General features: G+C 41.7%; 11 protein-coding genes. 3 read left to right on the top strand and 8 right to left on the bottom strand.

Going from position 1 to position 12,746, the window contains the following annotated elements; translation table 11 throughout:
• Positions 1-2: 2 nt before the first annotated feature.
• The 8 genes from rseP to rpsB all read right to left on the bottom strand — a co-directional run bounded on the left by rseP (position 3) and on the right by rpsB (position 7,504).
• Positions 3-1,358, bottom strand: coding sequence for an RIP metalloprotease RseP (gene rseP, locus IYN84_RS01365; protein ID WP_196137377.1), 1,356 nt, complete (start codon positions 1,356-1,358; stop codon positions 3-5).
• Entirely contained in the window at positions 1,359-2,543 is a 1,185-nt protein-coding gene (gene ispC, locus IYN84_RS01360) for a 1-deoxy-D-xylulose-5-phosphate reductoisomerase (RefSeq protein ID WP_196137376.1), read from the bottom strand.
• Positions 2,543-3,421 carry a phosphatidate cytidylyltransferase gene (locus tag IYN84_RS01355; RefSeq protein WP_196137375.1) on the bottom strand — a complete coding sequence of 293 codons (879 nt, stop codon included), beginning with the start codon at positions 3,419-3,421 and terminating at the stop codon, positions 2,543-2,545. The genes ispC and IYN84_RS01355 overlap by 1 nt, the downstream gene beginning before the upstream one ends.
• A 34-nt stretch (positions 3,422-3,455) precedes the next feature.
• Entirely contained in the window at positions 3,456-4,214 is a 759-nt protein-coding gene (gene uppS, locus IYN84_RS01350) for a polyprenyl diphosphate synthase (RefSeq protein ID WP_196137374.1), read from the bottom strand.
• Positions 4,215-4,394: 180 nt separating this feature from the next.
• On the bottom strand, positions 4,395-4,952 hold the full coding sequence (gene frr / locus IYN84_RS01345; protein WP_196137373.1) for a ribosome recycling factor: 558 nt from the start codon (positions 4,950-4,952) through the stop codon (positions 4,395-4,397).
• 62 nt (positions 4,953-5,014) lie between these two features.
• The gene (gene pyrH / locus IYN84_RS01340; protein ID WP_196137372.1) at positions 5,015-5,746 is read right to left on the bottom strand and encodes a UMP kinase; all 732 of its coding nucleotides are present in this window, start codon (positions 5,744-5,746) and stop codon (positions 5,015-5,017) included.
• 5 nt (positions 5,747-5,751) lie between these two features.
• Positions 5,752-6,630 (bottom strand): translation elongation factor Ts, encoded by an 879-nt coding sequence (tsf, locus tag IYN84_RS01335; protein WP_196137371.1) that lies wholly within the window; start codon positions 6,628-6,630, stop codon positions 5,752-5,754.
• Between the two features lie 106 nt (positions 6,631-6,736).
• Entirely contained in the window at positions 6,737-7,504 is a 768-nt protein-coding gene (gene rpsB, locus IYN84_RS01330) for a 30S ribosomal protein S2 (protein ID WP_196137370.1), read from the bottom strand.
• A gap of 461 nt (positions 7,505-7,965) precedes the next feature.
• Here rpsB and IYN84_RS01325 point away from each other — a divergent pair, with 461 nt between their 5' ends.
• From IYN84_RS01325 to IYN84_RS01315, 3 genes are read left to right on the top strand one after another with little or no spacing between them, the layout of a single operon-like run.
• Entirely contained in the window at positions 7,966-10,203 is a 2,238-nt protein-coding gene (locus IYN84_RS01325) for a TonB-dependent siderophore receptor (protein ID WP_196137369.1), read from the top strand.
• A 2-nt stretch (positions 10,204-10,205) separates the two neighbouring features.
• A complete protein-coding gene (locus IYN84_RS01320) occupies positions 10,206-10,838 on the top strand; it encodes a YfiR family protein (RefSeq protein WP_196137368.1) in 633 nt (210 codons plus the stop codon).
• Between the two features lie 12 nt (positions 10,839-10,850).
• Positions 10,851-12,674 carry an ATP-binding protein gene (locus tag IYN84_RS01315; protein ID WP_210330256.1) on the top strand — a complete coding sequence of 608 codons (1,824 nt, stop codon included), beginning with the start codon at positions 10,851-10,853 and terminating at the stop codon, positions 12,672-12,674.
• The last annotated feature ends 72 nt before the right edge of the window (positions 12,675-12,746 follow it).

Here is a 12,746-nt window from a genome sequence, read left to right as displayed (position 1 = left end):
CCTTATTTAGGCGCTAAATCATTAAAAATGGCCAAAGCCATCATCATTATGACTAATATCATGCCCACCTGTAAGCCAAAATTCTGCACACTTTCAGGCAGCGGCTTACCCTTAATTGCTTCTATCACGTAATAAAGCAAGTGTCCGCCATCAAGTAGTGGTATAGGTAATAAATTAATAAACCCTAGATTCACACTTATCATAGCGACGAAAAAGAAGAAGGATACTAGCCCATTGCGAGCGCTTCCACCAGCCCCTTTAGCAATTGAAAAAGGACCGCTGACACTTTTATGGGAGATTTCCCCTACAATCAGCTTCTTAAATAACCTGGAGCTTAAAGCAATCATTTTGCCCGTTTCCCCGATCCCCATTGAAAGAGACTCGAAGAAACCACCCTTACGGCTTGTAATATACTGACTATAATCAGGGCTTTCAGGACGAACTCCTAAGAAGCCGTTTTTACTACCTTCCGTTTCGTGAGAACCTATGACAACAGAAATCTCGAGGGGTTCACCATCTCTTAAAATTCCAAGGACAACCTTTTTGTTAGCATCTTTTGTGATCTTTACTACCAGTTGCTGCCAAGATTCAACATTGGTCTCATCATAAGCTACTATAAGGTCTCCTATTTTTAATCCTGCAATCTCTGCAGGCGAGCCCTGCTCTATTTCTGATATAAGGGGTAGTACGACTATATCCTCTACCGCTAAACGAAGTCCCAGAGACCCCAAAATGTCAGGCCTGTCAGGATTAACCTGCCAGGAAGATATGTCCAAAGGAACCTTTCTAATCTGGCTTATACCTTCTTTTTGAATCCCGAGAATAATCTCTGTCTTTTCACCGATTCGCCTTACAATACCTGTATTCAAGTCTCTGTAAAGTACTACAGGTTCCTCGTCGATAGAGACCACTCTATCTCCTGCTTTCAATCCGGCTTTTCCAGCGATTGATTGAGAGTCTATTTTCCCAAGCTCAGTAGTTACACCTACAACTCCAGAAAGAAAAACCCACCAATAAAGCAAAATCGCTAAAAGAAAATTCGCAACGGGTCCAGCCAGAACAATTGCAATCCTCGCCCATACTGACTTTCGATTAAAGGCGAAAGGCTTATCTTCCTCAGTTACTTCTCCTTCCCTTTCGTCTAGCATCTTCACATAACCGCCAAGGGGGATCATTGCTATGACATAGTCCACCCCGTCTTTGCCTTTCTTTTTCCATAGAGGCGATCCAAATCCTACTGAAAAAGTAAGTACCTTTACTCCTAGCCTTCTGGCAACCCAGAAATGACCAAATTCATGGATAGTTACCAGGATACCCAGAGCGATAATGAAATAAAAAGCATCTGACAAAATTGTCATTTATTCGCGCTCCTGACAAACTCTGGAAGCAGTAGCTCGAGCCATCAAATCTTCCTCCAAGACTTTCTCTAGCGAATCGCAATGGGTTACTGTCACTCTATTGAGAACTTCTTCATTGACGACGGCTATGTCAGTAAATCGTATACGCCCCTCCAGAAAAGCCTCAACAGCGACTTCATTGGCAGCATTTAACACACATGGGGCTGAGCCTCCGGCTTTAATTGCTTCATTAGCAAGCCTTAAGCAAGGAAAACGCTGATAATTGGGAGCTTCAAAAGTCAGGTCAGACATTTGGTAAAAGTCCAAGGGCTCTACTCCCGCATTTATTCGCTCAGGCCAGGCCAAAGTATGCGCAATTGGGGTTTTCATATCGGGCCTTCCTAACTGAGCTAAAACAGAACCATCCAGATAAGATACCATTGAATGAACGACACTTTGAGGATGGACAACGATATCTATCATGTCTGGCGATACCGCAAAAAGATAGCACGCCTCTATAAGCTCCAGTCCTTTATTCATCATTGTTGCAGAATCAACTGAAATTTTCTTTCCCATGTCCCAGTTTGGATGCGCGCAAGCTTGCTCAGGCGTAACCTGATGAAGCTGATGCACAGGAGTAGTTCTAAAGGGCCCTCCCGATCCTGTTAACAAAATTTTGTTGACTCCCTCTAGACTAACCCGCCCTTTTTCTCCAGCATCAGGCAGACTTTGAAAAATAGCATTATGTTCGCTATCTACAGGCAACAAAACAGCATCATTCTTGTCAACTTCGCTCATTAATATGTCGCCAGACATAACCAATGCTTCTTTGTTAGCCAGTAGTATCTTTTTACCTTCTCGCGCAGCGGCCAGAGTCGGTAGCAAACCTGCGGCGCCCACAATCGCGGCCACAACAGTATCGAGTTCCAGAGTCTTAACCGCATCAACCAGAGCGTTTTTTCCGGTCAATACTCTGGTATTGCTGCCTCTGCTTTCGAGTAGTTCCTGAAGTTTTCTTGCTTCATTGTCTTCTACCATCACAGCAACTTCTGGTGAAAACTCAATACACTGCTTGAACAAAGCTTCGACATTAGAATTTGCAGTCAGAAGCCCGACTTGATATCGATCTGCGTTCACTCTCAGTACGTCAAGAGTGCTACATCCGATGGATCCGGTAGAACCCAAAATTCCTATTTTTTCCACCATCAAAACCAGCCCATGTAGCTAAACACAAGAAAATAAACCGGAGCAACGACAAGTGTACTATCCAGTCTGTCTAGCAAACCACCATGCCCAGGCAAAATTTTTCCGGAATCTTTGATATTGGCTTTCCTTTTCAACGCGCTTTCGAACAAATCGCCTAATACAGACAGAAAGGCTATCCCTAATAGAACAAGGGTAAACACCAGTGGTTTTGTAACTTCAACGCCAATCAGAGTGATACCAATCCAACCAACAAGCATGCTAAGCGCAACCCCACCAGCCACACCTTCCCAAGTTTTATTCGGGCTAACCGTTGGTGCCAGTTTACTTTTGCCGAGCGCTTTTCCCGTAAAGTAAGCGCCAGTGTCTGCAGCCCATATCAGGCAGAACATCAACAACAGTAACCCACCACCATGATAAAAATCACCCAGGTAGCCCGTTTTACGAATACTAATCAGTGAAACAAAAAAAGCAGGGAGGATAACTACCCCCATTAGTGAAACAACTAAGCGATTATTCCACCACTGTTTTCGGTTTTGATAGGTAATTACGATATATACCGCCAAACAAATCGCAACCACTCCGAGAACTAAAAAAATCATTGGAATATCAGCGGCAAACGCATTCGGCCAGCTTAGAGAAGGCCAGAACAGAAATTCACCACCATACAGCCAGATCACAAAATTAACAACAGACACTAGCACCGCATAAAAAGTCTGGCGAATACCTCTTTGGAAGCCTGCTAACTTGGCCCACTCAAGCGCCATTAAATAAATCAATACAGCTGCTGCAGATGCGAAGTAGCGAAGTTCAACTACAAAAAAAAATGCCACAACAACAGGCAATAAAAATAACGCAGTTGTAATTCTTTGTTTTAGCATTATTCTCCCTTATCCTTTATTAACCTTTAACTCTTCACTCTGCATTAAGACTCATTTTTTCGACTACCTGCTCACCGGTCTTCCCAAACCGTCTTTGCCTTTTCGAATAGTCATCGACGGCAGCCTTGAACGCATCGGCATCAAAATCTGGCCAAAGTAACTCACTGAAATAAAGCTCCGCATATGCAGCTTGCCAAATGAGAAAATTACTTATTCGAGTTTCCCCTCCCGTACGAATCATCAAATCCAGGGCAGGGAGTCCTGCGGTAGCCAAAAATGGTTCAATATCACTCTCTTCTACTCTTTCTAAGTCGGGTTTAGAAGCTAATAACTTGTTAACTGCATTGCATATGTCCCAGCGACCACCATAGTTGGCGGCAATGTTAAGAGTAAGGTGCTCGTTGTCAGCAGTTGCTTCTTCAGCTTTGTTGATACTACTCTGTAGCTTCGGATTAAAACGAGATTTGTCACCCAGAAACTGTAGTCTCACTCCATTTTTTCTGAGCATTTTAACTTCTCTGTTTAACGCAATTACAAACAGCTCCATCAAGAAAGAAACTTCTTCTTGAGGACGACTCCAGTTCTCACTGCTAAATGCAAATAATGTCAGAGAGCTAACACCCAGTTCACCTGCAGCTTCAACGACTTCACGGACGCGCTCAACGCCAGCCTTATGCCCGCTTGTTCTTTTCTTTCCTCGAGCTTTAGCCCAGCGACCATTGCCATCCATAATGATGGCCACGTGCTTAGGAGTATTTTGTTTGATATTTTGACTTTCGTCGTACCTGCTCATATTCAAACTCTAGTATTACTAATATTAAAACCTAATTTTCGCGTCATTAGACAGACTCATTGTCTGATAGTGAATTCAGCGCTATATCCAGTTTGTTTTTACTATCAGCTCATATACAATGACGCCGTGTTATCTCATGATAACACGGCGCACTCCATACAAATCGAACAAGTGAAAGCGTTATACTTCCATCAGCTCTTTTTCTTTCTCGGCGACCATTTCATCAACTTTTTTAACGTGAGCATCGGTAATCTTCTGGATCTCATCCTGAGCGCGACGCTCTTCGTCTTCACTAATTTCCTTTTCTTTTTCCAAATCTTTTAAAGTTGAGTTTGCATCTCTTCTAATATTCCTAATCGCTACTTTAGCACTTTCAGCCTCGTTTCCTACTACTTTGATTAAATCTCGACGCCGCTCTTCAGTTAAAGGAGGAAGAGGAAGACGAATCAGATTTCCCGCCGTATTAGGCGTAATTCCAATATCTGACTCCATGATAGCCTTTTCAATTGGTTGAATCATGTTCTTCTCAAAGGGCTGAACAGTTAAAGTTCTAGAGTCTTGAACAGATACATTCGCAGCCTGATTTAACGGCGTATCAACACCGTAATAAGAAACGCTCAAATGATCCAGGAGGCTAGGATGAGCTCTACCAGTTCGAATTTTCTGAAGTGCTAGTTTAAACGACTCGATACTCTTATCCATCCGAGTATTGGCATCTTGTTTTATATCGTTTATCACTCTATTGCTCCGTTTATTGTCAGTTTAACTCAAGTTATCAGGCTCTAATTAGACGGTAATAACTAATCTCGAGTAATTAAAGTGCCTTCATTTTCATCTATAACAGCTCTGATTAAAGCGCCAGGCTCTTGCATATTGAAAACTCGAATAGACTTATTATGATCTCTTGCCAAACAGAATGCGGTTAAATCCATAATACCTAGCTCCTTTTCAAGAGCTTCATTGTAGGTAAGTCTATCATATTTTACTGCATCAGGATTTTTAGCAGGGTCTTCAGAATATACTCCGTCAACCTTGGTTGCTTTCAATATAACATCTGCATCAATCTCGATTCCGCGCAGACAAGCTGCAGTATCAGTAGTAAAAAATGGATTTCCGGTTCCCGCAGTGAAAATAACAACTTGACCCGATTTCATAAATCTTAATGCGAACCGGCGATCATAATCTTCACAAACGCCAGTCAGGGACACGGCCGACATGACGCGGGTCCCCACTCGAATCCGCTCTAAAGCATCCTGCATTGCCAGCGAATTCATTACAGTAGCCAGCATTCCCATATGGTCACCGGCTACACGATTCATACCTGCCCTTGCTAGTTTCTCACCTCGAAACAAGTTACCGCCACCAATTACAACACCAACTTGAATATTTGCTTCCACAAGTTGCTTGATTTCGGTAGCGATTCTGTCCAGCACGGCAGGATCAATTCCAAAAGACTCTGCACCCATCAGTGCCTCACCACTTAATTTAAGTAGTATTCTCTTTCTATTCTTTACAGGTGCAGAACTTGGCATTGATATTACTCTCCCTTAACCTGTGCCATTACTTCAGCAGCAAAATCGTCTTCTTTTTTCTCGATACCTTCGCCGACTTCGAATCGTACCAAAGAAGTCACCTCTGCGTCAGCTTTCTTTAACAATTCACCAACTGTGACTGAAGGATCTTTTACGAAAGATTGTCCAACCAGGCTGATTTCTGCTGCAAACTTGCGCATACGGCCGGTAATCATCTTTTCAATGATTTCATCAGGCTTTCCGCTTTCTCTTGCTTGTGCAGTAAAGATTTCTTTCTCGCGGTTGTATACATCTTCGGAAATATCTTCCGGGTTGATGAATTGTGGGCTAGTCGCCGCAGCATGCATAGCGATGTCTTTTGCCAGATCAGCATCACCACCTTTAAGAGCCGCAACCACACCAATACGACCACCGTGAATGTAACTACCTAAAGCACCTTCAGCGTCAATAATTTGAACGCGACGAACACCAATATTTTCTCCAATTTTGGCAACAAGAGAAGCGCGAGCTGATTCAACTGTTTCACCAGATGCAAGTTCCGCATTCTTAAGTGCTTCGATATCGTCAATTTTGTTTGCAAGAGCAACCGCAACAACTTGATTCGCAAAAGATGTAAAGTTCTCGTCTCTTGCAACAAAATCTGTCTCTGAGTTTACTTCAACAACAGCAGCTACTTTACCGTCATCAGAAGTATTAATTACGATAATACCTTCTGCTGCAATACGCCCAGCTTTCTTTTCAGCCTTGGCTGCGCCAGACTTACGCATGTTGTCGATTGCAGTTTCGATATCGCCGTTTGTCTCAACAAGGGCTTTTTTACATTCCATCATGCCTGCGCCAGTTCTTTCACGCAGTTCTTTTACCAATGCAGCGGTGATTGCCATTTTAATCTCCAAATAATTTAAATCTGTTGGGTTTTCCACTCTTGTGGAAGCAACCATAAAATAGGGGGCAATTTGAGCCCCCTACTTATGATTAAGCGAGTAAGGGTTACTCTTCAGCTGATTCTTCTTTCTCAGCCTTCTCTTCTTCTACGAACTCGTCGCTTGACTCTTCTGCAACTGGTGCAGTAGAAACACTTTGTCGACCCTCAATAATGGTGTCGGCAGCAGCAGATAAGTAAAGCTGGATAGCACGGATCGCATCGTCATTACCTGGAATAACATAATCAACCCCATCAGGGTTTGAGTTACTATCCACAACAGCAACAACCGGGATTCCTAATTTACGTGCTTCAGCAATTGCAATATGTTCATGATCAGCATCGATAACAAACAAAGCGTCAGGAAGACCACCCATATCCTTAATACCACCAATACTGGCTTCCAACTTGGCCATTTCACGTGAAAGCAATAGAGCTTCTTTCTTGGTCAAACGCTCGAAAGTACCATCTGCGCTTTGCTTTTCAAGTTCTTTTAGTCGATTGATTGATTGACGAATTGTCTTATAGTTAGTCAACATTCCGCCTAACCAACGCTTGTCTACAAAGAACTGATCACAACGAGCAGCTTCTTCTCTAACAAGCTTGCCAGCACTTCTCTTAGTACCGACAAATAGAATTTTACCTTTTCGTGAAGCAACAGAGCTTAAGAAGTTCAACGCGTCGTTAAACATCGGAAGCGAGTGCTCAAGGTTAATGATATGAATTTTGTTGCGCGCACCGAAAATGTACGGCTTCATTTTTGGATTCCAGAAACGGGTTCTATGACCGAAGTGAACACCCGCTTGTAGCATATCACGCATAGTGACTTTTGCCATTTTATAAACTCCTGATTTTAAAGGGTTTTGCCTCCGCTAATCCCAACTAACAACCCTATCCTGTAAAACAAAGACAAAGCACCCTGGTAGCTGTGACGATTAGCGTGTGAATTAGGTGCGAATCACCATTAACTCGCACGGCGCGCTTTATACCATAGTTAGACCTTTGAGGGCAACGAAAATCGTTGCTGCGAAATGGATTTCTGGACTCGATTAGCTGGAACATCGCTTAAGTAGCTAGTGGATATCTATGCGGCCAGTTCTCGCTCCAGCCCTCACAATGAAAAACTGGCCAATCCCGGCTAATTAACAAATTTTCACCTTTTTCTAAAAGCACATTATTGGTAGTCTTACCTTTTAGTTATTATCTCTAATCGAGCTAAGATAGTTAAAATAGTCATTTCACTATTCGCTATAATAAAATCAAGAAGTTAAAGTCAAGCCAAAGGCGGAAGATTATAATGCAACCAAAATGTCGGGGACTGATCACAGCTTCCTTTTCGCTACTAGGGTGTTTGATAGTAAACAATCCAACAAAAGCCGAAGATAAAGATACAGACTACTTCTCCCTGAGCCTGGAGGAGCTAGCCAGCATTAAAGTGGTTACCTCATCCAGACGTGAACAGACTGTTGACGACTCCTATGCCAATATTTCTGTTATTACCAAAGATATGCTGGACTCCAGAGGCTATCGCAATCTGATAGAAGTGCTACAAGACCTTCCGGGCTTTGATTTTTCAACCTTCGAAGATGGAGGCGGAGAGTACCCTACTCACTTCCTGAACAGAGGTATTGGCGGCGACAACGGAAATACTCGTTTACTGGTAATGGTCGACGGCTTTGTTCAAAACCACATCTCATTTAACTGGTCTCAGGGCCTGACCGACGAACAAATTTTGCAAGATATAGAACGTATTGAAGTAGTACAAGGTCCGGGATCTGCACTTTACGGCGCACAGGCTGTTTCAGGCATCGTCCACATTATTACTCGCAAGGGATACGAGGGAACTCAATTAAAAGCAACTGTAGCGGAAAACAGTTCTAGAACACTGGAAGCATTTCATGGAAGTTCTCTCGCAGGAATCAATTATCAGGTTGCAGTCAAGAGCCACAAATCAGACGGCGACTCAGGAAATAACAGACCAGATCCTGGAAACTACTTTCATAATAATGTTTACCCAAACTACTTAACTCAGAACTATGACGAAAATGGTAACTATGTAACCAATAGTCCGCACCCTCTAGCAGGCAGACCTATTGCAGATGGCTTTAATACTTCCAAAGATGATAAGGCGGTAAGGCTAAGAGTTAGCAAAGATAATCTGCAAATTGGACTGAACTACTGGGATAAAAAAGATGGCCTTGGTAGCTACGTTGTGGGCTATGAATATGAGGCAACAGCAGAAGACTTTATTACCCATCACAGCAGTACTTCAGTATTTATTAAAAACCAATTTCCGCTTGTAGAGAAGAAGCTAAGCTGGAAGACCGACTTCTGGTATCGTGTCGATCAGCAGGAATCGGATACCGGTTTCAGATATACCTACCGCTTTCCAGATCTAAAGAAAAGCTACCACAGTGCCAGCAGCCAGATAGGATTCGAGAATCAAGTTGATTGGCAAATCAGCGAAAATGAAACGGCAATTTTCGGATTGAGATTTTTAGGCAATCGACAGACAGAGCAAGTAGTTTCTCTTGGAAGGTTGCAAAATGGAAATGCTTCGACAACAGACGCTGCCTGGGATATTGCCGCTTCTGGCGAAGGTCTATACCAACCCAAGGTCAATGAGATCTTTGATGAATCAGAGACAGCCTTCTACTTTTTGTTTGAAAGCGAAATTAATTCTCAATTGAGTTATTCGTTGGGGGCCAGATACAGTGATGGCAGTGACTATGGAAGCACTACAAACCCCCGCGCTGGTGTTATCTATCGCCCGGCAAATGACTGGATCATTAAAGCGCTCTATGGCTCGGCTTTCAGGCAACCTTCACTATTTGAGTTAAGAGATGAGTTTAGAGGATATGAAGAGCTTAAACCCGAAGAGATTGATAGTTTTGAGTTAGAATTAACCAGAAAGCTCTCTCCAATCTCTCAAGCCAAGCTTAATTTGTTTTACTCCAACCTTGAAGACAGCATCAGTTTGATATCAGATCCCTCTCGAGCTGGAGGAGAAAGATATGCAAATGTTAGTTCCTCTAAAGTCAGAGGTTTGTCTGGCAGATTTGATCTTCAACCAGAAGAAAACCTGAATTTCTATCTAAACTATTTCTATCAACAGGGTACCGACGTTAATGGAAACTGGGGTAGCCTCTCCCACACTGCTGAGCACAAACTAAATGTCGGCATAAACTGGCAGCCTTTTGGTAATAATTTCAATTTTAACTTGCGGGGAAATATTGTCGGAGACAGAACTACGCCAATTACCAATCAATACTTTGACGGAACCGCTCCTGGTTATGAAAAATTTAACTTAACATTGAGCTGGCTAGATATTTATCAAATTCCAGGACTAAGTTCACAACTAATTGTTAAAAATATTTTTGATGAAGATTTTTATGGGATTGGACGACAGGCAGGCTCGAGCGATAGAAGTACATATGACCCGGCAGTCACGGCAGACCCGCCAGGATTCATTCCTCCCTATCATCCGCAACCAGGAAGAACCATTCATTGGAATATATCTTATAGAATCCAGTGATAATGCTTAAATCCCCAAGGATGATGATTAATCTATCAATAGAACAAAGACCAGAGAAATATTTGCTCGGCAAATATTTGCGCTACATATTAACTATCTTCTGCTACTTATCAATTCTAATGGTAGACGCACTAGTAGCGGCCCCTGTAAAGAATAAAGTTGCATTCATAGAAGAGCCATCAAGGATAAACAAGGTTAAGTCCGCGTACCTATACAACTTTTTAAAATATGTTACTTTTAGCGATGAGAAAATAGATACCTCCCCTGAAAACTACTTCGTTTGCGTATTAGGCGTAGACCCTTTTGGAAGCCAGCTAGAATTAATGAATGGACGTATTGCTAAGGGGAAAAAAGTAGCAATAAAGCGAATGCTAAGTGTCGAAAAAGCATCACATTGTCATCTTGTTTATGTCAGTCGCTCCAAACAATTGGAGTTAGAACCTGTTCTAGAGATTCTTCGACAGTCATCGGTTCTAACAGTGAGTGATATTCCAGAATTCACTCAAAAAGGTGGAATCATTCGCTTTATAAACAAAAATGATAACATTAAGCTCGAAATCAATCTGAAAGAAGCACAGAAAGCGCAAATAAAAATAAGCGCACTACTACTTGAAATAGCAAGTATTGTCGAATAGAGGCTCTTAATATTGTTAAACCTGAAGAACTCACCAATCAAAACAAAAATAATATCGATAGCACTGATGGTTAGTGCTTTAAGTATTGTTCTTGTTCTTTCAATTTTTTTGTATATCAATCAGCAGGATGAAAAACAGACTACAATTAGCAATATTTCAATTTTGGCCAAATTAATCGGTAATAGAAGCCACGCAGCTCTTACGTTTAATGATACCAGTGCAGCGGAAAACAATTTAATGTCATTGGCGAGCCACCCTTTGGTTATTAGAGCTTGCCTCTATGATGAAAAAGCAAAACTTTTCGTTTCATTTTATCAGCAAGATGTCGCTTTATTGAAATGCAATGAAATTCAAAATCGAATGCTCGACCAGTCTGCAGTGGAAAGCAGCGATAATCAACTAACAGTTATAGAGCCCATATTAATTGATAACGAGTTCAAAGGAAGTCTTGAAATAGTTGCGAATATTCAAGTCGTTCAAGAACATTTGTTTCGCTACCTGCTAATCGCTGTGCTGGTCGCTTTTGCTGCTTTTATTCTTTCTGTCCTGTTCGCTACAAGACTTCAAACAATCATTTCCAACCCGATTGTTAAACTTGCCCAAGTGACGAGACAAGTAAGAGAAAGTTACGATTATTCGGTCAAAGCAGAGAAAATGGGAAACGATGAAGTCGGTGAACTGGTAGATTCATTTAATAATATGCTGGAAACAATTGGTAATCAAAACAAAGTTCTTCTAGAAACAACTGAGCGAGCCAATCAAGCTAACGAAGTCAAGGGGCAGTTTCTCGCAAATATGAGTCATGAGCTTAGAACACCAATCAATGGTGTGTTGGGAATGAATGATTTACTTATGGCAACTGAATTAACCGAAGAGCAAAAAGAATATGTTCAATTGGCCAGACAAAGTAGCGTGGTATTGCTTGATACAGTGAATCAAATTCTTGATCTTGCAGCAATCGAAAGAGTTGGCCTGAGGTTGAATAAAGAAGTGGTTGATGTAGAAAACTTCATCAAAGAAATTGGACAACTTTTCAGTGCTCAAATTGCAGCAAAACAACTAAACTTGACCATAGACATACACGGCGAAATGCCGACAAAACTCGAGTTTGACCCAGTGAGACTAAGACAGGTTTTTATCAATTTAATTTCAAACGCGATAAAGTTTACTCATGTCGGATACATCAGTCTCGAAGTCAGCTATCAAAGTAGAAGAATTAGTGTTACGGTGGAGGACACCGGTGTAGGTATCCCGGTTGACGCGCAGCATAGAATTTTCGAGTCTTTTCAACAAGTCGACAACTCTTCAACTAGAGCTTATGGGGGTACCGGTTTAGGGCTTCCAATTTCACAACAAATATGTGAAGCGATGAACGGATGTATTAATCTGGTTCACTCCTCTGAGCGAGGAAGTATTTTTGAATTTAATGTTGAAATTTCACCAGTTGAATCTCAGGCGATTGTTCACACAAAATATAGTTCTACCAAAGTACTGATCATTGCTGGAGAAAAGCCGATTGGCAGGTGGCTTAAAAGAAACCTCGCTCATTTCGGAGTATCATCAGAATATTATAGCGATGACAAGGACCTAAACTGGCGCTCTTTTCAAATTGCAATAATCGATTTTACAACCCATAAAGAATTATTTTTCGAACTAAAAGAGATATTCGAATCGAATAATATTCGAGTATCTCTACTCGGTTGGGTTGGCGATGACTTTCCCAGCAACCAGATAAAACAGAGTTTAATCCTTTACAAACCCCTTACAGTATTTAATCTTAAAAAGGTGGTTTCTCCCTCTTCATTAGTGAAGAACTTCAATGAAGCGGTTAAGTAACAAGTAGCAGTTAAATACATCAGCCAAATCAATAAACGAAAGAAATTACTCAATCATATTATTTGTCACAAA

Source organism: Aliikangiella sp. G2MR2-5 (genome assembly GCF_015687155.1).
GTDB lineage: Bacteria > Pseudomonadota > Gammaproteobacteria > Enterobacterales > Kangiellaceae > Aliikangiella.
The sequence above is the reverse complement of the archived record's forward strand: the minus strand, read 5'-3'. Positions and strand labels throughout refer to the sequence as shown.

Coding starts and splice junctions, on each gene's coding strand:
- rseP (WP_196137377.1), bottom strand. CDS start 1,358: ATGACAATTTTGTCAGATGCTTTTTATTTCATTATCGCTCTGGGTATC.
- ispC (WP_196137376.1), bottom strand. CDS start 2,543: ATGGTGGAAAAAATAGGAATTTTGGGTTCTACCGGATCCATCGGATGT.
- IYN84_RS01355 (WP_196137375.1), bottom strand. CDS start 3,421: ATGCTAAAACAAAGAATTACAACTGCGTTATTTTTATTGCCTGTTGTT.
- uppS (WP_196137374.1), bottom strand. CDS start 4,214: ATGAGCAGGTACGACGAAAGTCAAAATATCAAACAAAATACTCCTAAG.
- pyrH (WP_196137372.1), bottom strand. CDS start 5,746: ATGCCAAGTTCTGCACCTGTAAAGAATAGAAAGAGAATACTACTTAAA.
- tsf (WP_196137371.1), bottom strand. CDS start 6,630: ATGGCAATCACCGCTGCATTGGTAAAAGAACTGCGTGAAAGAACTGGC.
- rpsB (WP_196137370.1), bottom strand. CDS start 7,504: ATGGCAAAAGTCACTATGCGTGATATGCTACAAGCGGGTGTTCACTTC.
- IYN84_RS01325 (WP_196137369.1), top strand. CDS start 7,966: ATGCAACCAAAATGTCGGGGACTGATCACAGCTTCCTTTTCGCTACTA.
- IYN84_RS01320 (WP_196137368.1), top strand. CDS start 10,206: ATGCTTAAATCCCCAAGGATGATGATTAATCTATCAATAGAACAAAGA.